Here is a 21,399-nt window from a genome sequence, read left to right as displayed (position 1 = left end):
GCGTCGCCCCCGGCAGGGGCACGCACACGGAGAGGCCGACGGTGCAGGTCTGGCACGGCACGGACGAGATCCCCGAGAACCTGGGGCCGATCGTCCTCACCGTCGGAGTCTTCGACGGCGTCCACCGGGGGCACCGCGCGTTGCTCGCTGCGACGGTCGCCGAGGCCGAGCGGCGCGGGCTGCCCGCCGTCGCGCTGACGTTCGACCCGCACCCGGCCCAGGTGCACCGGCCGGAGGACGACCTCGTCCTCGTGGCCAACGCCGCCGACCGGATCGCACGCCTCTCGGCGCTCGGCCTCGACGGCGTCCTCGTCCAGCACTACGACCTCGACTTCGCGTCGGCCGGCCCCGAGGAGTTCGTCACCGAGTACCTCAGGCGGGACCTCGACGTCGCGTGCCTCGTGGTGGGCGAGGACGTCCGGTTCGGCAAGGACAACGCCGGCGACGCCGAGGTGCTGCGCGAGCTGAGCGACCGCCTGGGCATGGGCCTCGTGCTCGTGGCCGAGGTCGCGTGCGACCTCACGGGCCGCCGCTGGTCCTCGACCTGGATCCGCCAGTCGCTCGCCGAGGGCGACGTCCACCAGGCCGCCCGCATCCTCGGGCGGCCGCATCGCCTGCGCGGCGTCGTCGTGCGTGGGTTCCGCCGTGGTCGGGAGCTCGGCTACCCGACGGCGAACCTCGCCCCCGACGACCTCGGCGTGGTGCCCGCCGACGGCGTGTACGCCGGCTGGCTCCTCCCGGGACCGTTCGAGTCGCCCGGCGCGGCCGACGCCGGGGCGACCCGCCTGCCCGCCGCCATCTCGGTGGGCACCAACCCCACGTTCGACGGCACCGAGCGCACCGTCGAGGCCCACGTCCTCGGCCGCACCGACCTCGACCTGTACGACGAGGAGGTCGTCGTCGAGTTCGTCGCGCACCTGCGGCCGATGGTCGCGTTCGACGGCATCGAGCCGCTGCTCGTGCAGATGCGCGCCGACGTCGAGGACGCGGCCGGCATCCTCGGCGTCCCTGTCCCGCCGGACCTCGCGCCGGGCTCGGTCACCGCGACCTGAGTCGCGGGTCCGACGGCGCACGGCTCGCGACGTGGGGGAGAGGTGGGACGACGGGCCGACGACGACGAACCGCCGGTGACGATCCGCCGCTGCCCCGTCGCCCGGTCCCCACGCCGACGCCGGACCGCTGCTCGCGGCGGTTCGCCGTCGGGTCGTCAGGCTGCCGCGAGAGCCGGCTCGAGGAGGCGACCGTCGGCGATGCGTGCGACGGCGTCGACGCCCCCGAGGGTGGACTCGTCGTGGCTGACGAGCAGCGTCGCGGCGCCGGCCGCGCGCGTGAGCTCGGTGACGAGGTCGACGATCTGCGTGCCCCGCTCGTGGTCGAGGGCCGAGGTCGGCTCGTCGACGAGGAGGACGGCGGGATCCCCGACGAGCGCCCGGGCGATGTTGACCCGCTGACGCTGGCCGCCGGAGAGCTGGTGCGGCCGTCGACCCAGCTCGCTGCCGAGGCCGACGCGCGTGAGCATCCGGGCGGCCCGCTCCCGCGCCGCCGTCATGTCGCCGCCGCGCATGTGCGTCCGGACGGTGAGCTGCTCGATCGCGGTGAGGCTCGGCAGGAGTCGCGGCTGCTGGAAGACGATGCCGATGCTCGTCCGGCGCAGCTCGGCGCGCTCGCGCTCGCCAAGCGACCGGCCACCACCCGTGACGACGCGGTCGCCGATCCGGACGAGACCGGCGTCGGGGAGCGTGAGGGTCGCGGCGACGGCGAGGAGGCTGGACTTGCCGGAGCCAGACGGGCCGAGCAGCGCCGTCGTCGTGCCGGCGGGGACCGAGAGCGAGACGTCGTCGACTGCGGTGAGCCGGCCGCCCCCGTCGGGGTAGGTGAGCGTGACGTGCTCGAGCGTGAGGCCGGCGGCGGAGGCCGAGGCTCGGCTTGGGTCGGGGGCGGCGCTGCGGGCGGCGCTGGAGTTGGAGGCGGAGTCGACGGCTGGCGTGGTGGGCCGAGTGGGCATGGTGGTCACGGCGGGAACCCTTCTGGTGGGTGGCGGAAGGTCGGTCGTCGACGCCGTCAGCGCGGCGGACGGGGAGTCGGGCGGCGGGTGGGGAGTGAGGCGGCGGGCGAGATCGCGTGTGGCGGAGACTCGGTCGTCAGGAGGCGCTGAGTGCCGCGTGGGGATCGACGGACGCGAGGCGGCGCAGCGCGAGCCCGGCGCCGAGCAGGCCGAGGCCGACGAGGATCGCGACGGGCAGCACGGTGGTCGTCCATCCGACGGCGACCGGCATGACCCCGGAGATCGCCCATGCCGTGGCCGTGGCGAGGCCGGAGCCGAGGACGGTCCCGGCGAGCAGGACGACGGCGGCCTGACCGAGGGCGTCGCGCATGAGGTAGCCCGTCGAGGCGCCGAGGGCCTTGAGGACCGCGACGTCGTCGGACCGGCTGATCGTCCACACGGTGAAGAACGAACCGACGACGAGGGCCGAGATCGCGTAGAGGAAGCCCTGCATCATCATCAGCGAGCCGTTCTCCGAGGAGTACGAGCCGATGGCCTGGAGCGAGTCGCCGCGCGAGACCGTCGTGGTCCCGGCCTCGGCGTCGAGGGCCGCGAGGTCGGCGCCCGAGGTCGTCAGGGCGAGGACGGTGGCGACGTCTCGGCTGTCGGCGGGACCGCCGGTCCCGCCGCCCGCACCGCCGTCGCCGCCGTTCGTCCCGCCGTCGCCGCCGCGCGACGGTGATCCGACGGCCTGCCAGTCCGCGAGCGTCGTCCACACGACCGGCGTGTGGGAGAAGCTTGCGTCCACGTCCGCTACCCCGGCCACGACGAGCTCCTGGCCCGCGACGGCGAGGGTGTCGCCGGCCGCGGCGTCGAGCTCCTCGGCCGCGCCGCTCGAGAGCCAGGTCGAGCCGTCGGCGAGGTCGACACCCTGGGGCAGGACCGACGCGCCTGGCTCGGCACCGAGGACCGTGACGCTCGCGGTGGTGCCGCCGACCGCCGACCGCGTGGTGGCGACCCCGAGCGGGTCGACCGCCTCGACGCCGTCCGCGCCGGTGAACGCCTCCCGCTGCGCGGCGTCGACCTGCGAGGACGTGAAGCTCGGCTCCTCGCCGGAGCCGAACGCGAGGTGGTCGGCCGGCAGGTCGGCGATCGCGGACGTCGACTCGCGGGCGAGCCCGGAGGTGAGCGCGGACAGGAAGGTGACGAGGAAGGTGATGAGGACGACGACGCCCGTCATGAGGGCGAAGCGTCCCGAGGCGAATCGAAGGTCGCGCCAGGCGACGAACACGGGGACTCCTTGGATGGTGGGGCGGTGCGCGGGGCACCGGGTCGGTGAGGACCCCAGGCTCGCGCCGACCGCCCCGGTCCCACATCGGCCGTGGTGGACGCTTCCGGGTGCCGCGAGGTGCACGCCGACCTCCACCCTTTGGCCGATCCGGACGGCCCGCCCGCTCCGTACTGTGGGCCGGTGACCGCCACGCCCGCCCCCGGACGGCGAGCCGCGCGCACCATGCAGGTCGGGCTCGACCTGCTCGCGCTCGTGCTCGCCGCGCTCGTCGTGTGGCGGGGCGAGGGCGCCGCGCCCCTCGGCATCGCGTTCGCCCTCGTCCACGTCGTGGGCCGGCTCGCGCTGGGCCCGGTCGTCAACGTCGGTGGGCACGCCCAAGCCACAGAGAACCACCGCGCCGTCGAGAACGGCAGCGTCGGCCCGCCTGCCCGCGTAGGAGGGCACAAGAGGCCGCCGCGGACGCCCCGGCCGTGGGCCCAGGTCGCCTGGGTGGGCGTCCTCACCGCGCTCGCGATCGCCGCGGGCGTGCTGAGCGTCGAGGGCATCTGGCTCGCGTTCCCCGTCTTCCTCCTCCAGCTGCACGTCCTGCCCGCCGCGGCCGGCATCGTCGCGGTCGCGCTCACCACGGTGGTCACCGTGACCATCGGCGTTCTACGCCACGGGTCCGGGGTCGGCGGCGTGCTCGGGCCGGTGCTCGGCGCCGCCGTGTGCGTCGGCGTGGTCCTCGGCGTCCGGGCGGTCCTCGCGGAGGCCGAGCAGCGTCGCGAGCTCCTCGAGGACCTCGTGGCCGCCCGGCAGGTGCTCGCCGAGCGCGAGCGCGCCGCCGCGGTGACTGCCGAGCGGCAGCGCCTGGCGCGCGAGATCCATGACAGCCTCGCCCAGGGCCTGGCCTCGATCGAGCTCGTCCTGCGTGCTGCCGACGGTGCGCTCGCCGCCGGCGACACCGGCCGGGCCACCGATCTCGTCGACACCGCGCGGACCGCCGCCCGCGACAACCTCGCCGAGGCCCGCGCCTTCGTCCGTGACCTCCCGTCCCCGCTCGTGGACACCGGCCTGCACGACGCCGTCACGCGCCTCGGTGAGCAGACCTCGCGCGGCAGCGGGGTCCGGGTCGACGTCACCGTCACCGGCGACGAGCGGCCCCTGCCGGGGGCGGTCGAGCAGGCCCTGTGGCGCGTGGCCCAGCAGGCGCTCGCCAACGCCGTCGAGCACGCGGAGGCGACTCGGGCGCACGTCACGCTCACCTACCTCGGCGACTCCGTCGCGCTCGACGTGGTCGACGACGGCTCCGGGTTCGATCCCGCGCGCGTGCTCAGGGCCGCAGATCCGCCTCGCGCGTTCGACGCCGGGGAACTCGGCCGGGCGTCCGACGCCGACACCAACGCAGACTCCGTCGACCACGACCACGACCACGACCACGACCACGACCGCGCCGACGGCCGGGGGAGGGGCCTCGCCGGGATGGCGGACCGGTTGCGCGCCGTCGGCGGGTCGCTCACCGTGGAGTCGGCGCCCGGTTCCGGCACCGCGATCGGGGCGGCGGTGCCGCTGTGACCGACCAGGTGGTCCGGATCGTCCTCGTCGACGACCATCCGGTCGTGCGCGCCGGCCTGCGCGCGGTCCTCGAGGCCGAACCGGACCTCGACGTCGTCGCCGACGTGCCGGACGGGGACGCGCTCGACGAGGTGCTGGCCGCCGGGCGGAGCGTCGACGTCGTGCTCATGGATCTTCAGCTCGGGGCGGGACGGCCCGACGGCGCCGCCGTCACGCGCCGGGTGGTCGCGTCCGGCGGCCCGCCCGTGCTCGTGGTGACGACCTACGACACGGAGGCCGACATCCTCGCCGCGCTCGACGCGGGTGCCGTCGGCTATCTGCTCAAGGACGCGCCGACCGAGCAGCTCGTGGCCGGTGTGCGGGCCGCCGCGCAGGGCCGCACCGCCCTCGACCCGTCCGTGCAGGACCGGCTGGTCGGCCGGATGCGTTCGCCGGGCACCGCGCTCACGCCCCGCGAGCTCGAGGTGGTCGACCGGCTCGCGCGGGGGGAGTCGAACGACCAGATCGCCGCCGCGCTGTTCCTCTCGCGCGCCACCGTGAAGTCCCACCTCGCGCACGTGTACGCCAAGCTCGGGGTGGAGAGCCGGACGGCGGCCGTCGCGCGGGCCCGGGAGCGCGGGCTGCTGCGGGGGTGACGCATGGTGCGGCGGGCCCGACGGGCCCGGCCGCCGGTGGTCCGGGGCTGCTGCGGGGGTGACTGCTGGTGGCCGGGCTCACGCCGACCGGCCCGGCTGTGCGCGGCCTCCTTGCTAGGATGGTCGTTGCCGTCAAGCCGGCCACGGACGCGTCATGCCCGGGAGAACATGCCCCGGAGCTCCGTGCAACGAACCGAACTGGAGACACATGGCCCTCTCGAAGGACGTCAAGCAGCAGATCATCGCCGAGTACGCGACCCATGAGGGCGACACCGGTTCCCCCGAGGTCCAGGTCGCGATGCTCTCGCGCCGGATCAAGGACCTCACCGAGCACTTCAAGGGCCACAAGCACGACCACCACTCGCGTCGTGGGCTCATGCTCCTCATCGGCCAGCGCAAGCGTCTGCTCGCGTACCTCGCCGAGGAGGACATCGAGCGCTACCGCGCGCTCATCGCGCGTATCGGCCTGCGCCGCTGACGTCACCGGCCCCGGGCCCCTCACGGGGACCGGGGCCGATCTGCGACCCACCCGATCTGCGAGACAACTGAATCCACCGCAGCACACCGCCGCACCAGGCCGTTCGTCCGGTCCTCGGTAGTGGCCTCCGGAAGCGCACGAGCGCCGTCCGTGGGCCTCGATCGATGACCGTCGGAGGTCGGCGCGGCACGACCGACAAAGGAGGCCCCCATGGAGGGACCCGAGATCACCGCGGCCGAGGCCGTCATCGACAACGGCCGCTTCGGTACGCGCACCGTGCGCTTCGAGACCGGCCGTCTCGCGCGCCAGGCCGCCGGCTCCGCCGTCGCCTACCTCGACGAGGAGACGATGGTGCTGTCCGCCACGACGGCGAGCAAGCACCCCAAGGACCACTTCGACTTCTTCCCGCTCACCGTCGACATCGAGGAGCGCCAGTACGCCGCCGGCAAGATCCCCGGTGCGTTCTTCCGCCGCGAGGGCCGCCCGTCGACCGACGCGATCCTCGCCTGCCGCCTCATCGACCGCCCGCTGCGCCCCTCGTTCGTCAAGGGCCTGCGCAACGAGATCCAGGTCGTCGGCACCGTCTTCGCCGTCCACCCGGACGACGCCTACGACGTCGTGGCGATGAACGCCGCGTCGATGTCGACCCAGATCGCCGGCCTGCCCTTCTCCGGCCCGATCGGCTCCGTGCGCATCGCGCTGGTGGAGGACACGTGGGTCGCGTTCCCGCGCTACTCCGAGCTCGAGCGCGCCGTCTTCTCGATGGTCGTCGCCGGCCGTCGCGTGGAGACCAAGGACGGCGCCGACATCGCCGTCATGATGGTCGAGGCCGAGGCCTCGGACAACGTGTTCGACCTCGTCGCCGCCGGCGCCACGAAGCCGACCGAGGAGGTCGTCTCGCAGGGCCTGGAGGCCGCGAAGACCTTCATCGGCGCGCTGTGCGACGCCCAGTCCGAGCTCGCCGCCACCACGTCGAAGCCGACCGGCGACTTCCCGCTCTTCCCGGACTACGCCGACGACGCCTTCACCGCCGTCGAGGCCCACGTCCGCGACGACGTCGCGCAGGCGATCCAGATCCCCGGCAAGGCCGACCGCGAGTCGCGCCAGGAGGAGATCCGCCACGCGATGCTCGAGGCGCTCGGCGAGCAGTTCGAGGGCCGCGAGAAGGAGCTCTCCGCCGCGTACCGGTCCGTCACGAAGCAGGCCGTGCGTGCGCGCGTGCTCACCGAGGGCGTCCGCATGGACGGCCGCGGGCTCAAGGACATCCGCACCCTGTCCGCCGAGGTCGAGGTCCTGCCCCGCGTCCACGGCTCGGCGCTGTTCGAGCGCGGCGAGACCCAGATCCTCGGGGTCACCACGCTCAACATGCTCAAGATGGAGCAGCAGATCGACTCGCTGTCGCCCGTCACCAAGAAGCGCTACATGCACCACTACAACTTCCCGCCCTACTCGACCGGTGAGACCGGCCGCGTGGGGTCGCCGAAGCGTCGCGAGATCGGGCACGGCGCCCTCGCCGAGCGCGCGCTCGTGCCGGTGCTGCCGAGCCGCACCGAGTTCCCCTACGCGATCCGTCAGGTCTCCGAGGCCCTCGGGTCCAACGGTTCGACGTCGATGGGCTCGGTCTGCGCCTCGACCCTCGCCATGCTCAACGCCGGTGTGCCGCTGCGCGCCCCGGTCGCCGGCATCGCCATGGGCCTGATGTCCGACGAGGTCGACGGCGAGACCCGCTTCGCGGCCCTGACCGACATCCTCGGCGCCGAGGACGCCTACGGCGACATGGACTTCAAGGTCGCCGGCACGCGCGAGCTCGTCACCGCCATCCAGCTCGACACGAAGCTCGACGGCCTCCCGGCCTCCGTGCTCACCGGCGCGCTGACCCAGGCCCGCGACGCCCGCCTCTACATCCTCGACGTGATGAACGAGGCCATCGACGCCCCGGACGAGATGGCCCCGACGGCGCCGCGCATCATCACCGTCCAGGTCCCGGTCGACAAGATCGGCGAGGTTATCGGCCCCAAGGGCAAGATGATCAACCAGATCCAGGAGGACACCGGCGCGGACATCTCGATCGAGGACGACGGCACCGTGTTCATCGGTGCGGTCGACGGCCCGTCCGCCGAGGCGGCGCGCCAGGCCATCAACTCGATCGCCAACCCGCAGATGCCGGAGATCGGCGAGCGGTTCGTCGGCACGGTCGTCAAGACCACGTCGTTCGGCGCGTTCGTCTCGCTGACCCCCGGCAAGGACGGCCTGCTGCACATCTCGCAGGTCAAGCGCCTCGTCGGCGGCCGCCGCATCGACTCCGTCGAGGAGGTCCTGCAGGTCGGGGCCAAGGTGCAGGTCGAGCTCGCCGAGATCGACCCGCGCGGCAAGCTCTCGCTGCACGCCGTGGTCGAGGGTGACGAGGGTGGTCAGGCCGGCGACGGCGCCTCCGCCTCGTCCGACCCCGACGGCGGTGCCCAGGACGACGCCGAGAAGCCGGCCCGTCGTGAGCGCGCGCCGCGCGAGCGTCGCCCGCGCACGCGGACCCGCAGCTCGGAGAACGACTCCTCCGACGAGTGAGGGCACTGCCCCGCACGAAGGAGGGGAGCGTTCCTCACGAGTGCGGGGAGTGGAGTGTTCGCCACGAGCCGGGCGATGCCTGGCGAGTGAGCGGACATCTGCTCGACGAGTGAGCACGACGTGAGTACCGACCGGGGGTCGGGCCCTACGGGGCCCGGCCCCCGTCGTCGTGCCGGGGACCAGATGTCAGGGAGCGGCGGCGGGAAAGTCGGAACCCGGCACGACGGCGACACCCGGTCCACGGACCGACCCGGCTCGCGGGTGGGCCGGGGCCCCGTTCCGCGGCCGCCGACCTAGGATTGATCGATGCCCAGCGACCCTCGCATCTCCGCCGGCCACGCCCCGCGTGCCGGCTCCGACGCCCGAACTTCCGACGACCGACCGACCGACGGCGGACCGACGGCCGACGGCGGACCGACGGCCGACCGCTCCGGTCGCGGCTCCCGCCCGACCGACTCTGGTCCCGCCAACTCTCGTCCCACCGACACCCGCCCGACCGACACCCGGTCCCACCACGGCCGGGGCCCTCGTTCCTCGGGCTCGCGGGGGAGCGACGGCCGAGCCGGTGACGCCCGAGGCGGACGACGGGGTGCCGGACCGTCCACGGCGGAGTCCGGCGCGCGGCCCCTCGTCGTCGCCCCCGCCGGTTCGCCCGGCACGGAGCTGACCTGGGAGGCCGGTGGCACGCTCGCCCGCCGCTCGGTCCTGCCCGGCGGCGTGCGGGTGCTCACCGAGCAGGTCCCGGGCCAGCGGTCGGTGGCGCTCGGGGCGTGGATCGCCGTCGGCGCCCGCGACGAGACCGGCGGGCACTTCGGCTCCACCCACGTCCTCGAGCACCTGCTGTTCAAGGGAACGGAGCGACGCAGCGCGTTCGACATCGCCGAGGCGTTCGATGCCGTCGGTGGGGAGTCCAACGCGGCGACCGGCCAGGAGTCGACCTGCTACCACGCGCGGGTGCTCGACACGGATGCCCCGCTCGCGCTCGAAGTCATCAGCGACATGATCACGTCCGCCACCCTCGACCCGGCCGAGATGGAGAACGAGCGGGGCGTCATCCTCGACGAGCTCGCCGCGGCGGAGGACGACGCGCAGGACGTCGCGCACGAGCGCTTCGCCACCGCGGTCCTCGGGACGCACCCGCTCGGTCGGCCCGTCGGCGGCACGCCCGAGTCGGTGCGCGCGCTGCCGCGCGACGTCGTCGCCGAGCACTACCGCTCCTACTACCGCCCCGACGAGCTCGTCCTGACCGCCGCCGGTTCGCTCGACCACGACGAGCTGTGCGAGCGGCTGACCGACCTGCTCGAGCGCGGCGGCTGGGAGCTCGACCCCGCGGCCGCGCCGGCCCCCCGCCGGAGCGCGCACGACCCGATGCGCGGGCGGCCCGGGGTGGCCGACGCCGGGGCGGGTGCCGGTGCCGTGACCGGTGCGGGATCGGCGGCCGGGGCGGGATCGGCGGCCGGGACCGAGGCCGAGCCCGGGAGCGCCGCCGCGAGCCGCGCCGTCACCGTCGTGCGCGCCACCGAGCAGGCGCACGTCGTCATCGGGGCCCCCGCGCTGCGGGCCGGCGACCCGCGACGCTGGGCCCTCGCCCTGGCCACGACCATCCTCGGCGGCGGCATGAGCTCGCGGCTGTTCCAGGAGGTCCGGGAGCGCCGGGGACTCGCCTACAGCACCTACGCCTGGTCCACCTCCTACGCCGAGGCCGGGTATGCGGGGCTGTACGCGGGCTGCGCGCCCGACGCGGTGCCAGAGGTCGCGACCCTGCTCGCCGGCACCCTCGCGGACCTCGCGGGTGACGGGCCGACCGCGGCCGAGCTGGCCCGCGCCAAGGGGCAGCTGCGCGGCGGCCTCGTGCTCGGGCTCGAGGACAACGGGGCGCGGATGTCGCGCCTCGGTTCCGCCGAGATCGTCCGTGGCGAGCTGACGAGCGTCGACGCGACGATCGAGCTCATCGACGCCGTGACCGCGCAGGAGGTGGCGGACATGTGCGCGTTCATCGCCGCCGGCGACCGCGCCGCCACCGTGGTCGGACCGGTGGCCCCGGACGCCGCGGACGGCCTGCTCGGGTAGGGCGGACCCGGGGGCCGCACTGCTCGACCGAGCGGGCCGACTGCGGGGCTCGACGATGCGGCCGCCCGGCCCGCCCGGTCCGTCCGGCCCGTCCGTACCGCCCGATGTCCGGATGGTGGGATGTCCGGCGTCGGGCGGGCGGGCGATCGTCGGCTCTGGCGAGAGTGGGCAGCAGCCGGGCCGGACGGCCCGGAGGCATCCACGAGGGAGACGACATGACGACGACGATCGACGCAGCCACCACCACCGGCATCCCGGCGAAGCACGAGTCCGTGCCGGCCGCGCGCGGCATCTGGCGCGGCAAGCTGCACACCGACCTCACGTCGCGCCACTTCGAGTACGCCACCGGTGAGCCGGAGTCGATCGGCGGTACGGACCTCGCGCCGTCGCCGATGGACCTGTTCGTCGGCGGCACGGCCGGCTGCCTGTCCGTCGTCGTCGAGGTCGTCGCGGGCGAGCTCGGCATCAGCTTCGACGCGCTCGAGATCGACGTCGACGGCCACCTCGACACCCGCGGGTTCCTCGGCACCGCGGACGTGGCGCCGAACATCCAGGTCGTCGACGTCACGGTCCGCCTGACGACGTCCGCGACCGAGGAGCAGGTGGCCGAGCTCAAGGCCGCTGCGAGCCGGCGCTGCCCGGCGCTCGGGCTGTTCCGCGCCGCGAACCTCACGATCAACGAGGACTGGTTCGTCACCGCTGCGTGAGCGAGCGACCCCCGACGTCCGCCGGCCTCGTATCGTGCCTGGCATGACTGAGTCGATCAGGGTGGCGGTCGTCGGGGCCGCGGGACGCATGGGACAGAACGTCGTGGGCGCCGTCGGCGCCGCGGCCGACCTCGAGGTCGTGGCCGAGCTCGACGCCGGGGACGACGTGACGGCCGGGGTTCGCGAGGCCGACGCCGACGTCGCGGTGGAGTTCGCGGTGCCGAGCGTGAGCCGCGACAACGTCCGCGCGATCCTCGCGGGCGGCGCCCACGCTGTCGTCGGGACCACCGGGTGGACGGACGAGGCGCTGGCCGAGCTCGCGACGTACGTGGACGAGGTCAACGAGTCCCGGACCGCGGCGGGCGAGGAGCCCCTCGGCGTGCTCGTGGCGCCGAACTTCGCGCTCTCGGCGGTGCTCGCGATGTCGTTCGCCCGGCAGGCGGCGCCGTTCTTCGAGTCCGTCGAGGTGGTCGAGCTGCACCACCCGGACAAGGTCGACGCACCCTCGGGCACCGCGCTGACGACGGCGCGCGGCATCGCCGCCGCCCGTCGCGAGGCGGGGGTCGCCGACTCCCCGGACGCCACCGAGACCGACCCGGACGGCGCGCGGGGTGCCGACGTCGACGGCGTGCACGTCCACGCGGTGCGGCTGCGCGGTCTCGTCGCGCACGAGGAGGTCCTCCTCGGCAACCCCGGCGAGCAGCTGACCATCCGGACCGACTCGTTCGACCGGGCGAGCTTCATGCCCGGCGTGCTGCTGGCCGTGCGCCAGATCGGTGGACGGCCCGGGCTCACCCGCGGCCTGGACGCGCTGCTCGACCTCTGAGAGGTCGGGCTCGTCGGGGCTACCGGTCTGCCGGTGGCGGGCGGACCGCGCGGGGCGTCAGGCCCCGAGGGTCGGCCGGCGGCAGGGTTCGCGGGGTGGTCGGCTACTCGCCGAGCGAGGCCCACCACTCGTCCTGGACGGCCTCGGCGCTGCCGACGGGGATCTCCCGACGACGACCGGTCGGCGCGAAGCCCGCCGTGTCGAGGAAGCGTTGACGCGGCTCGTCGCCGCGCACCACCCAGGTCGCGAGCGCCGTCGCACCCGAGTCGCGCGCGAGGTCCGCACAGGCCGCGAGCAGCCGGGAGCCGTGCCCCACGCGCTCGTCGCCCGGGCGGATCTCGAGGGCGAGGATCTCCAGCAGCGTCCCGCGCCGTGCCGCGTCGAGAGGCTCGGAGGGCGCGGCGTCGTCGGTAGGAGCGGCGTGGTCGGCGGGCGTGGCGTGGCCGGAGGGCGCAGCCGGCGTCGCGTCGCCGACCTGAGCCGCACTCTCGACACGAGATCGACCAGCGTCCTCGGCCCGAGCCGCACTCTCGGCGGATGCGGGGGGCGCGAGCTGCTCGGCCTCCTCGTCGGTGGCGGGCGCGACCGGGGCGATCGCAGCGAGTCCGACTATCTCGGTGCCGTCGAGCGCCGTGAGCACGTGGTGCCCCGGCTCGGTCACGGCGGCGGCGTCGGCCCAGGCCAGGCCGAGGTCGCCCGCGGCGATGACGGCGAGCGCGTCGTCGTCGGCGTCGATCCCGGCGCCCACGGCCAGGGCGGCGCGCATGGTGGTGGCGTGGATCGCGCCGAGCGCGTCGGCGTCGCCCGCCAGCGTGGGGCGCACGGAGACGTCGGGACCCCCGCGGGACGTCGTCGGCAGGCCCTCGGGCGTGCGGCCGGCCGCGAGGGAGGACAGGACGTCGTCGTGGTGGTCGCTCACCCGACCAGCCTAGGCAGACGAGGGGGCGGTGCCGGCACCCGAGCGCCGCACCACCGCGCCTCCGTCCCGCACCCGCGCGCCTCCGCGTCGCACCCCCGGGCCTCCGCCCCGCACCCGCGCGCCTCCGCGTCGCACCCCCGGGCCTCCGCCCCGCCCACCCCCGCGCCGGATCAGCGCGTGAGCGCCGCCGACAGCTCGTCCGCGTGCGCCCGGAGCCAGTCGGCGCGCCGCAGGATCTTCGACCCGACGTCCTCCTCGAACCACATCCGCGCCCAGCCGCCCCCGAGCCGCACGGCGCGGTCGTGCATCACCACGTGCGATCGCTCCGCCGTCGCGATCGCCACCTCGACGAGCCCCGCTCGTTCCTCGCCGAGGCCGTACGCGTCGACGAGCACCCGTCCCCGCTGCGCGGCGTCGACCTCCCGCACGGCCTCCGCGCGGTCGTCGACCGGCATCCATGCCGCCCACCACAGGAGCAGGTTGACCACCTCGTCGACCGGCCGTACCGGCGCAACGAGGTCGAAGTCGATGAGCGCGGACGCCCGCCCGTCCGTGAAGACGACGTTCTCCGGGGTGACGTCCCGGTGCCCGAGGAACGTCGCGGGGCCGAGGTCCGGCCCCGGGAGGACCGGCGCCGGAGCCAGGTCCGGGAGGCCGAGGGGGAGCATCGCGTCGTCGAGCCGCCGCACGAGGCGGGCCACGCTCACGCCCCGCTCCTCGTCCGCCACCCACGCCGGCCACGGTCGTCCCGCCACCTCGCCGTCGACGAAGTCGAGGATCTCGCGCCCACGGTCGTCGACGCCGTGCAGCCGCGGGGCACCGTCGAACCCGACGGCCTCGAGGTGGGTGAGTGCGGCGTGGACGAGCGGTGAGTGGGGGCCGACCGGGCGTCGTACCGTCCTCCCGACGCGCACGACGCCTACCGACACGTCGCCGCCCGTGAGCGGAACCTCCTCGTCCACCCCGGCACGGTAGCGCCCCGCCGTCGAGCGCTCCCGCCGCGCGCCGGACGGCGCGGGTACCGTGCCAGCATGACGATGCCGTACCACCCCTCGCGCAGCTTCGGCTCAGTGTCCGTCGCGATGGCGACGCCGTTCACCGCGGACGGAGAGATCGACGTCGACTCCGCCGTCGCCCTCGCCACCGCCCTCGTCGACGACGGCTGCGACGCCCTCGTCCTCAACGGCACGACGGGCGAGTCCCCGACGACGCACCAGCCCGAGAAGGACGCCCTCGTGTCCGCGGTGGTCGACGCCGTGGGGGACCGCGTGATGATCATCGGCGGCGCCGGGTCGAACGACACCGCCCACGCGGTGCGGATCGCCGAGGGGGCGGCGCGCTCCGGTGCGCAGGGCCTGCTCGTCGTGGCGCCGTACTACAACCGCCCCTCCCAGGAGGGCGTCTACCAGCACATCGTGGCCGTCACCGAGGCGACCGACCTGCCGGTCATGGTCTACGACATCCCCGGCCGCACGGGCGTCCGACTCGAGGAGGCCACGCTCGACCGCCTCGCGGAGCACCCGCAGATCCTCGCCGTCAAGGACGCCACGGGCGACGTCCCGGCGGGCTTCGAGACGATGTCCCGCACCGGGCTCGAGTACTACTCCGGCGACGACGCGCTCAACTTCGCCTGGCTCGCCCACGGCGCGTCCGGGGTCGTCTCGGTGGTCGGCCACGTCGCCGCCGCCAGCTACGTCGAGATGGTCCGGGAGGTCGACGCCGGGGACCTGCCCGGTGCGCGCGCCGTCGCCGCCCGCCTCAAGCCGGTCGTCGCCGCCCTCATGGGCACCGGGCAGGGGGCCGTCATGTCGAAGCACGCGAGCCACCTGCTCGGCCGCATCCCCGACCCCACGGTGCGGCTGCCGCTCGTGGCGGCCACCGAGGACGAGGTCGCCGAGCTCCGCGCCGTGCTCGAGGCCGAGGGGTACCTCGGCTCCTGATCGAGGCGACGGGGCCGGGGCGCGCGAGAAGGCGCGCCCCGGCCCCGCTGACTGTGCCCCGGCCGCTCGCCCGGGGAGCCGTGGTCAGTGCTTGACCGTGTACCCGGCGTCGACCGGGAGCGTGATCCCGGTGACGTACCGCGCCTTGTCGGACACGAGGTAGACGATGGCGTTCGAGACGTCGACCGGCTCGATGACGCCGACCTCCCGCATGAGGTTCGCGCGGTCGGTGGCGAAGCCCCACCGCTCGAGCGTCTTCGGCACGCTGTCCATCAGCGCCTCCGCCATCGGCGAGTTGACCCCGGTCGGGACGACGACGTTGACGCGCACGTGCTCCGGCGCGAGCTCGACCGCGAGCGTCTTCGCCAGCGAGATGATGCCGGCCTTGGCCGCGCCGTAGTGGCCCCACGACGGCGAGGCCCGCAGGCCGTCCGTCGACGACGTGATGACGATCGAGCCCCCGCCGCCGTCGACGAGGTGCGGGATCATCGCCCGCACGGTCTTGAAGACGCCGGTGAGGTTGACGTCGATCATCCGCTGCCAGTCGTCGTCGGCGATCGTGTAGGTGTCGGGCAGGACCTGGTGGACGGCGGCGTTGGCGAGCACGATGTCGATCCGGCCGAAGGTCTCGATCGCCGCGTCGGCGACGCGCTGCATGTCCTCGGTGCTGCGGACGTCCGCGGTCACGCCGACGATGCGGCGGTCGAGCGCCTCGACCTGCCGGACGGTCTCCGCGATGTCCTCCTCGGTCGCGAGGCCGTAGGTCAGCCCCTCGATCGGCGCGCCGATGTCGGCGATGACGATGTCCGCCCCCTCCTTCGCGAGCTCGATCGCGTGGGAGCGGCCCTGACCGCGTCCTCCGCCCGTGATGACCGCGACCTTGCCGTCCAGCATGCCCATGGCGTTCCTCCGATGTCGTCGTCGACCGGGTGCGAGCCGCCCGGAAGGTGTCTCACACGCTAGCCCGGGTATTGAGGCACGGGGTGCCGTTTCGTCCTCGGCTCAGAGTTCGCCGGTGACGTAGCGCTGGAAGGTGGGGGCGAGCCAGCGCACGACGTCGTCGCGGTCCGCCGACGCGAGCGGCTCCACCCGCGCGACGAGCCGGACCATGGCGAGCCCGATCACCTGGGTGGCCACCAGGCTCGCCCGGAGCCGTGCCTCGCCCTCGGGGACGCCGAGGCGGACGAGCAGCGGGACTACCTGGGCGGACATCACGTCGACGAGCCGCGCGCGGGCCGGCTCGTGGGCCACGGCGGAGCGCACGAGGACGACGAGGACGTCGTCCTGCTCCCATCGCCGCAGGAAGTTGCGGGCGATGAACTCCCCGACCCCGTCGAGGTCCGCCGGCAGGTCGTCGGCGCCGATGCGCAGCTCGACGTCGACGGTCGCCGCGAACAGGTCCTCCTTCGACCCGAAGCTGCGGATGACGACGGCGGGGTCGACCCCGGCGCGCGTGGCGATCGCCCGGATCGTCGCGCGGTCGTACCCCTGCTCGGCGAAGAGCTCCCGCGCGGCGGCGCGGATCCTCTCGCGGTTCTCCTCGGCGGTGCGGCGGGCCATGCCCCGATCGTACGTCAACGCGTGTTGACCGAACGCGGCCCCGCGAGTACGTTCGGATCAACAGTTGTTGATCGACGGGAGGTGCGCGATGGGCAGGCACGTGGAACGCGGGGTCGCGGGGCCGGTGCGCGGAGGTGCGGCGGACGACGGGCCGACGGACGACGGGCCGACGGACGACGGGCCGACGGACGAGAGAGCGGCAGACGAGGGAGCGGCAGACGAGGGAGCGGCGGACGCGGGAGCGGCGGACGCGGGAGCGGCGGACGCGGGAGCGGCGGACGCGGGAGCGGCGCGCGGTCCGGGAGCTCCCGCAGGATCAGGACACGGGCGGCCGGCGCCGGGCGACGTCGTCGTCGAGGCCCGAGGCGTCTCGGTGACCAGGGGCGGCCGCGAGGTGCTGCGCGGGATCGACCTCGAGCTGCGCGCCGGCGAGATCCTCGGCCTGCTCGGCCCCTCGGGCGGCGGGAAGTCGACGCTCATGCGGGCGGTCGTCGGCGTGCAGCGGCGCGTCACGGGGCACCTGACCGTGCTCGGCCGGCCCGCCGGGAGCGCCGCCGTGCGGGGCCGGGTCGGCTACGTCACCCAGGCGCCGTCCGTCTACGACGACATCACGGCGGGGGAGAACCTCGCGTTCTTCGCGTCCGTGCTGGGCGTGGGCGAGGCCGCCGTCGACCAGGCGCTCGCGGCCGTCGACCTCACCGGCGCGGCCGACCAGGTCGTGGGCTCGATGTCCGGCGGGCAGCGCGGCCGGGTCTCGCTCGCCACCGCTCTGCTCGCGCAGCCGCCGGTGCTCGTCCTCGACGAGCCGACCGTCGGGCTGGACCCGGTCCTGCGCCGCTCGCTGTGGGCCACCTTCGCCGAGCTCGCGGCCGGGGGCGCCGGCGTCCTCGTCTCGAGCCACGTGATGGACGAGGCGGAGCGGTGCGACCGCATCGCCCTCGTGCGCGACGGTCGCCTCCTCGCGACCGGGACCCCCGCCGACCTCCTCGAGCGCACGGGCACCCGGTCGGTCGAGGACGCCTTCCTCGCGCTCGTCGAGGAGGCGGCGGCATGACACCGAGGACCATGTTCGCCGTCGCCCGCCGGGTGCTCGCCCAGCTGCGGCGCGACCCGCGCACGGTCGCCCTCATGCTGCTCGTCCCGTGCCTCCTGCTCACCCTCCTGTGGTGGGTGTTCGGCGAGGTCGGGGACGGGACCACCTTCCAGCGCCTCGGCCCGGCCCTCATCGCGATCATGCCGTTCGTCGTCATGTTCGTCGTGACGTCCGTGACGATGCTCCGCGAGCGCACCGCCGGCACCCTCGAGCGCCTCCTCGCCATGCCCACGGGCCGGGGCGACCTCCTCCTCGGTTACGCGGTCGCGTTCCTCACCGTCTGCGTCGTCCAGGCCGGGCTCGTCATCGCGCTGTCGGTGGGGCTCCTCGGGCTCGACGTCGGCGGACCGCTCTGGGCGCTCGTCGTCGTCGCGCTCGTCGACGCCTTTCTCGGCACCGCGCTCGGGCTGTCCGTCTCCGCGTTCGCGCGCACCGAGTTCCAGGCCGTCCAGTTCATGCCGGCGCTCATCTTCCCGCAGATGCTGCTGTGCGGGCTGTTCGTGCCGCGCGACGCGATGCCGCGGGCCGCGGAGCTGGTCTCCGACGTCCTGCCGATGTCCTACGCGGTGGACGCGATGAACGGGGTGCGTTCGGGCACGTCGGGCGCGGTCGCCGAGGGCACGTGGGCCGACCTCGCGGTGGTCGGGGGCTTCGCCGTCGTCGTCCTCCTGCTCGGCACGCTGACGCTCCGCAGGCGAACGGACTGAGGTCGGGCGCGGAGAGTGGGAGGATGACCCCGTGAGCAATCCCCATCCTGAGCTGTCCACGCCCCCCGCCCTCGCGAAGGGCACCATGCGCATCGTGCCCCTGGGCGGGCTCGGCGAGGTCGGCCGCAACATGACCGTCTTCGAGTACGACGGCAAGCTGCTGATCGTCGACTGCGGCGTCCTGTTCCCCGAGGAGCACCAGCCCGGCGTCGACGTCATCCTCCCGGACTTCGGCTACATCGAGGACCGGATGGACGACGTCGTGGGCGTGGTCCTCACGCACGGCCACGAGGACCACATCGGCGCCGTGCCGTACCTCCTGCGCCTGCGCAAGGACATCCCGCTGCTCGGCTCGCGCCTCACGCTGGCCTTCATCGAGGCCAAGCTGCGCGAGCACCGCCTCACGCCGGTCCTCGAGGTCGTCGCCGAGGACGAGCGGGTGACCAAGGGCCCGTTCGACCTCGAGTTCGTCGCCGTCAACCACTCGATCCCCGACGCGCTGGCCGTGATGATCCGCACCGGCGCCGGCTCCGTCCTGCACACCGGCGACTTCAAGATGGACCAGCTCCCGCTCGACGGTCGGATCACCGACCTGCGCGCCTTCGCGCGGCTCGGGACCGAGGGCGTCGACCTGTTCATGACGGACTCGACGAACGCCGAGGTCCCTGGGTTCACCGCCAACGAGCGGGACATCGGCGGCGTGCTCGACCAGGTGTTCGGGCAGGCCGAGGGCCAGATCGTCGTGGCCTCGTTCGCCAGCCACGTCCACCGCGTCCAGCAGGTCCTCGACGCCGCCGCCCTCCACCGCCGCAAGGTCGCCCTCATCGGCCGCTCGATGGTGCGCAACATGGGCATCGCCGCCGACCTCGGCTACCTCACGGTCCCGCCCGGGGTGCTCATCGACCAGAAGAACATCGACTCGATCCCGCCGCAGGACCGCGTGCTCATGGCCACGGGGTCGCAGGGCGAGCCGATGGCGGCCCTGTCCCGGATCGCCAACCGCAACCACAAGGTCGACGTCGGTCCCGGCGACACCGTGATCTTCGCGTCCTCCCTCATCCCGGGCAACGAGAACTCCGTGTTCCGGGTGATCAACGGGCTCATGCGCCTCGGAGCGAAGGTCGTCCACCAGTCCAACGCCAAGGTGCACGTCTCCGGGCACGCCTCCGCCGGCGAGCTCCTGTACTGCTACAACATCGTGCGGCCGAAGAACGTCATGCCCGTGCACGGCGAGATCCGCCACCTCGTGGCCAACGGGGCGCTCGCCGTCCGCACCGGGCTGCCCGCCGAGCGGGTCGTGCTCGCCGAGGACGGCGTCGTGGTCGACCTCGCCGACGGGCGCGCGCGGATCGCCGGCGCCGTCGAGTGCGGGTACGTCTACGTCGACGGCAGCTCGGTCGGTGAGGTCACCGAGACCGAGCTCAAGGACCGGCGGATCCTCGGCGAGGAGGGCTTCATCTCGATCTTCGCCGTCGTCGACCGCCAGCACGGCACCGTGGTCGCCGGGCCGGACATCGAGGCGCGCGGCATGGCCGAGGACGCCGGCGTGTTCGACGACATCCTCCCCGACGTCACGGCCGCCCTCGAGGAGGTCGCCGGCCGCGGGAACGCCGACACGCACCAGATGCAGCAGGCCATGCGCCGCGTGGTGGGCCGCTGGGCGTCGCGCCGCCTGCGCCGCTCGCCGATGATCCTGCCGACGGTCGTCGAGGTCTGAGCCGCCGCGTCGGGGCCCGTCTCGGGCCCCGACGACGAAGGGCCGGGTTCATCGAGATTGCGGTTGGGGCCCCAACCGCAATCTCGACGAGCACCAACCGCAATCTCGACGAGCACCAACCGCAATCTCGACGACGAGCGGGGCTGTCAGCGCGGCAGGCAGGCCGTCGCGATGCGGTCGACGATCTCGGTGAGGATCGCCTCGCTGGTGGCCAGGGTGAGCCGGACGTGGCCGGCCGCGGCGACGCCGAAGCTCGGACCGTCGCCCGGCAGCACTCCGTGCTCGCGCAGCCGGAGGGCGGGGGAGTCGCCGAGGCCGTAGGCGCGCAGGTCGACCCACCCGAGGTAGGTGCCCTCGGCCGGGGCGACGACGGCCTCGGGCAGCCGCTCGGCGACGAGCCGGGCGAGCAGGTCGTGCCGCGAGTCGATCGTCGCGTTGAGGCCGGCGAGCCAGTCGTCGGCGTCGGTGTAGGCCGCGGTCACCGCGAGGACGCCCGGCGTCGAGCACTCCTTGGGCAGGTGCGCCGCGTGGGTGTCCCATCCGCGCGCCGCCTCGGGGGTCGAGGCGATCAGCTGGGCGCACCTCAGCCCCGGCAGGTTGAACGACTTCGACGCCGAGGTGGCCGTCACCGAGTGCGCCGCCGCCACGGGGGAGAGGCTCGCGTACGGGACGTGCACGTGACCGGGGCGCACGAGCGAGGCGTGGATCTCGTCCGCGAACACCGTCGCGCCGCTCCTGTCGACGACCTCGGCCAGCGCCTCGAGCTCGGCGCGCGTGTGCACGCGGCCGGTCGGGTTCTGGGGGTTGCACAGGACGAACAGGTCGCCGGGCCTGAGCGTGGCCCAGATCGCGTCGAGGTCGAGGACGTGGCTCGCCCCGTCGCGGGTCATCGGGACCTCGACCAGCTCGACGTCCCGCCGCTCGGCGACGGCGAAGAACATCGGGTAGGCGGGCGTGGGCAGCACGACGCGGGCGCCGGCGGGCAGGCGCCGGATGAGCTCGTGCATCGCGGACAGGACGTCGGGCAGCAGGCGGACCTGGTCGGGGTCGATCTCGACGCCGTGCTGGCGCGTGCGGAAGGCCGCGGTCGCCTCGACGCAGTCGGCGATGAGCCCGGGCGAGAGGTAGCCGAACAGCTGGGCGTCCACCGCCCGGTGCAGGGCCTCGACGACCGCCGGGGCCGTGCCGAGGTCGGACTCGGCGATGAACGAGCCGTACGCCTCGGCGTCCGGCTGCCACGAGACGCGTCCGCGCAGCGCCCGCAGCGCGGCGACCTCGGCGGCGTGCCCGGCGGTGGCCGCGTCGTTCGTCGTCGTCGGGCTCGTCCCGGCGGTCGTCCGTCCCACAGTCACGCGT

The 21,399-nt window shown here is 74.3% G+C and carries 19 protein-coding genes; 12 read left to right on the top strand and 7 right to left on the bottom strand.

Annotated features, from left to right (window positions below):
• The first annotated feature begins 41 nt into the window (after positions 1 to 41).
• Positions 42 to 1,052 carry a bifunctional riboflavin kinase/FAD synthetase gene (locus ACZLMO_RS10160; protein WP_425712986.1) on the top strand — a complete coding sequence of 337 codons (1,011 nt, stop codon included), beginning with the start codon at positions 42 to 44 and terminating at the stop codon, positions 1,050 to 1,052.
• Between the two features lie 155 nt (positions 1,053 to 1,207).
• On the opposite strand, the gene ACZLMO_RS10155 is transcribed toward ACZLMO_RS10160, so the two are convergent.
• Positions 1,208 to 2,014: an ABC transporter ATP-binding protein gene (locus tag ACZLMO_RS10155; protein WP_463653680.1), complete on the bottom strand. Its 807-nt coding sequence runs from the start codon at positions 2,012 to 2,014 to the stop codon at positions 1,208 to 1,210.
• A 127-nt stretch (positions 2,015 to 2,141) separates the two neighbouring features.
• Positions 2,142 to 3,275: an ABC transporter permease gene (locus ACZLMO_RS10150; protein ID WP_463653679.1), complete on the bottom strand. Its 1,134-nt coding sequence runs from the start codon at positions 3,273 to 3,275 to the stop codon at positions 2,142 to 2,144.
• Positions 3,276 to 3,455: 180 nt separating this feature from the next.
• On the opposite strand from ACZLMO_RS10150, the gene ACZLMO_RS10145 reads away from it, so the two are divergent.
• The 7 genes from ACZLMO_RS10145 (at position 3,456) to dapB (ending at position 12,107) form a co-directional block, all read left to right on the top strand.
• The gene (locus tag ACZLMO_RS10145) at positions 3,456 to 4,829 is read left to right on the top strand and encodes a sensor histidine kinase (RefSeq protein ID WP_463653678.1); all 1,374 of its coding nucleotides are present in this window, start codon (positions 3,456 to 3,458) and stop codon (positions 4,827 to 4,829) included.
• Positions 4,826 to 5,464 (top strand): response regulator, encoded by a 639-nt coding sequence (locus ACZLMO_RS10140; protein WP_463653677.1) that lies wholly within the window; start codon positions 4,826 to 4,828, stop codon positions 5,462 to 5,464. Before ACZLMO_RS10145 ends, ACZLMO_RS10140 begins: the two co-directional genes overlap by 4 nt.
• A gap of 208 nt (positions 5,465 to 5,672) precedes the next feature.
• The gene (gene rpsO, locus ACZLMO_RS10135; RefSeq protein ID WP_425712990.1) at positions 5,673 to 5,942 is read left to right on the top strand and encodes a 30S ribosomal protein S15; all 270 of its coding nucleotides are present in this window, start codon (positions 5,673 to 5,675) and stop codon (positions 5,940 to 5,942) included.
• A gap of 210 nt (positions 5,943 to 6,152) precedes the next feature.
• A complete protein-coding gene (locus ACZLMO_RS10130) occupies positions 6,153 to 8,504 on the top strand; it encodes a polyribonucleotide nucleotidyltransferase (RefSeq protein ID WP_463653676.1) in 2,352 nt (783 codons plus the stop codon).
• A 306-nt stretch (positions 8,505 to 8,810) separates the two neighbouring features.
• Positions 8,811 to 10,574: a M16 family metallopeptidase gene (locus tag ACZLMO_RS10125; protein WP_463653675.1), complete on the top strand. Its 1,764-nt coding sequence runs from the start codon at positions 8,811 to 8,813 to the stop codon at positions 10,572 to 10,574.
• A 215-nt stretch (positions 10,575 to 10,789) separates the two neighbouring features.
• Positions 10,790 to 11,281 carry an OsmC family protein gene (locus ACZLMO_RS10120; RefSeq protein WP_463653674.1) on the top strand — a complete coding sequence of 164 codons (492 nt, stop codon included), beginning with the start codon at positions 10,790 to 10,792 and terminating at the stop codon, positions 11,279 to 11,281.
• A gap of 43 nt (positions 11,282 to 11,324) precedes the next feature.
• Positions 11,325 to 12,107: a 4-hydroxy-tetrahydrodipicolinate reductase gene (gene dapB / locus ACZLMO_RS10115; protein WP_463653673.1), complete on the top strand. Its 783-nt coding sequence runs from the start codon at positions 11,325 to 11,327 to the stop codon at positions 12,105 to 12,107.
• 103 nt (positions 12,108 to 12,210) lie between these two features.
• Here dapB and ACZLMO_RS10110 read toward each other — a convergent pair whose 3' ends face one another.
• Positions 12,211 to 13,026, bottom strand: a complete 816-nt coding sequence (locus ACZLMO_RS10110; RefSeq protein WP_463653672.1) for a GNAT family N-acetyltransferase — start codon at positions 13,024 to 13,026, stop codon at positions 12,211 to 12,213.
• A gap of 170 nt (positions 13,027 to 13,196) precedes the next feature.
• Positions 13,197 to 13,988 carry a protein kinase family protein gene (locus ACZLMO_RS10105; protein WP_463653671.1) on the bottom strand — a complete coding sequence of 264 codons (792 nt, stop codon included), beginning with the start codon at positions 13,986 to 13,988 and terminating at the stop codon, positions 13,197 to 13,199.
• A 75-nt stretch (positions 13,989 to 14,063) separates the two neighbouring features.
• Here ACZLMO_RS10105 and dapA point away from each other — a divergent pair, with 75 nt between their 5' ends.
• Positions 14,064 to 14,966: a 4-hydroxy-tetrahydrodipicolinate synthase gene (gene dapA, locus ACZLMO_RS10100; RefSeq protein ID WP_463653752.1), complete on the top strand. Its 903-nt coding sequence runs from the start codon at positions 14,064 to 14,066 to the stop codon at positions 14,964 to 14,966.
• Between the two features lie 84 nt (positions 14,967 to 15,050).
• On the opposite strand, the gene ACZLMO_RS10095 is transcribed toward dapA, so the two are convergent.
• Both ACZLMO_RS10095 and ACZLMO_RS10090 read right to left on the bottom strand, forming a co-directional pair.
• The gene (locus tag ACZLMO_RS10095) at positions 15,051 to 15,866 is read right to left on the bottom strand and encodes a mycofactocin-coupled SDR family oxidoreductase (protein WP_463653670.1); all 816 of its coding nucleotides are present in this window, start codon (positions 15,864 to 15,866) and stop codon (positions 15,051 to 15,053) included.
• 102 nt (positions 15,867 to 15,968) lie between these two features.
• Complete coding sequence (locus tag ACZLMO_RS10090) at positions 15,969 to 16,526, bottom strand: TetR/AcrR family transcriptional regulator (RefSeq protein ID WP_463653669.1); 558 nt, start codon at positions 16,524 to 16,526, stop codon at positions 15,969 to 15,971.
• 88 nt (positions 16,527 to 16,614) lie between these two features.
• Between ACZLMO_RS10090 and ACZLMO_RS10085 the strand changes: the two genes are divergently transcribed.
• The 3 genes from ACZLMO_RS10085 (at position 16,615) to ACZLMO_RS10075 (ending at position 20,043) form a co-directional block, all read left to right on the top strand.
• A complete protein-coding gene (locus ACZLMO_RS10085) occupies positions 16,615 to 17,580 on the top strand; it encodes an ABC transporter ATP-binding protein (RefSeq protein WP_463653668.1) in 966 nt (321 codons plus the stop codon).
• Positions 17,577 to 18,326 carry an ABC transporter permease gene (locus ACZLMO_RS10080; protein ID WP_463653667.1) on the top strand — a complete coding sequence of 250 codons (750 nt, stop codon included), beginning with the start codon at positions 17,577 to 17,579 and terminating at the stop codon, positions 18,324 to 18,326. The genes ACZLMO_RS10085 and ACZLMO_RS10080 overlap by 4 nt, the downstream gene beginning before the upstream one ends.
• An 85-nt stretch (positions 18,327 to 18,411) precedes the next feature.
• Complete coding sequence (locus ACZLMO_RS10075; RefSeq protein ID WP_463653751.1) at positions 18,412 to 20,043, top strand: ribonuclease J; 1,632 nt, start codon at positions 18,412 to 18,414, stop codon at positions 20,041 to 20,043.
• 146 nt (positions 20,044 to 20,189) lie between these two features.
• Here the strand turns inward: ACZLMO_RS10075 and ACZLMO_RS10070 are convergent, their stop codons facing one another.
• Positions 20,190 to 21,395: a MalY/PatB family protein gene (locus ACZLMO_RS10070; protein WP_425713003.1), complete on the bottom strand. Its 1,206-nt coding sequence runs from the start codon at positions 21,393 to 21,395 to the stop codon at positions 20,190 to 20,192.
• Between the last annotated feature and the right edge of the window lie 4 nt (positions 21,396 to 21,399).

Source organism: Georgenia sp. G2120, assembly GCF_055326485.1.
Note: the sequence above shows the minus strand (reverse complement) of the source record. Positions and strands in the feature narration are given on the sequence as shown.

Excerpts from the sequence above, each read along its gene's own strand:
- rpsO (WP_425712990.1), top strand. The coding sequence starts at position 5,673 with ATGGCCCTCTCGAAGGACGTCAAGCAGCAGATCATCGCCGAGTACGCG.
- ACZLMO_RS10130 (WP_463653676.1), top strand. The coding sequence starts at position 6,153 with ATGGAGGGACCCGAGATCACCGCGGCCGAGGCCGTCATCGACAACGGC.
- ACZLMO_RS10125 (WP_463653675.1), top strand. The coding sequence starts at position 8,811 with ATGCCCAGCGACCCTCGCATCTCCGCCGGCCACGCCCCGCGTGCCGGC.
- ACZLMO_RS10120 (WP_463653674.1), top strand. The coding sequence starts at position 10,790 with ATGACGACGACGATCGACGCAGCCACCACCACCGGCATCCCGGCGAAG.
- dapB (WP_463653673.1), top strand. The coding sequence starts at position 11,325 with ATGACTGAGTCGATCAGGGTGGCGGTCGTCGGGGCCGCGGGACGCATG.
- dapA (WP_463653752.1), top strand. The coding sequence starts at position 14,064 with ATGCCGTACCACCCCTCGCGCAGCTTCGGCTCAGTGTCCGTCGCGATG.
- ACZLMO_RS10095 (WP_463653670.1), bottom strand. The coding sequence starts at position 15,866 with ATGGGCATGCTGGACGGCAAGGTCGCGGTCATCACGGGCGGAGGACGC.
- ACZLMO_RS10090 (WP_463653669.1), bottom strand. The coding sequence starts at position 16,526 with ATGGCCCGCCGCACCGCCGAGGAGAACCGCGAGAGGATCCGCGCCGCC.
- ACZLMO_RS10085 (WP_463653668.1), top strand. The coding sequence starts at position 16,615 with ATGGGCAGGCACGTGGAACGCGGGGTCGCGGGGCCGGTGCGCGGAGGT.
- ACZLMO_RS10080 (WP_463653667.1), top strand. The coding sequence starts at position 17,577 with ATGACACCGAGGACCATGTTCGCCGTCGCCCGCCGGGTGCTCGCCCAG.
- ACZLMO_RS10075 (WP_463653751.1), top strand. The coding sequence starts at position 18,412 with ATGCGCATCGTGCCCCTGGGCGGGCTCGGCGAGGTCGGCCGCAACATG.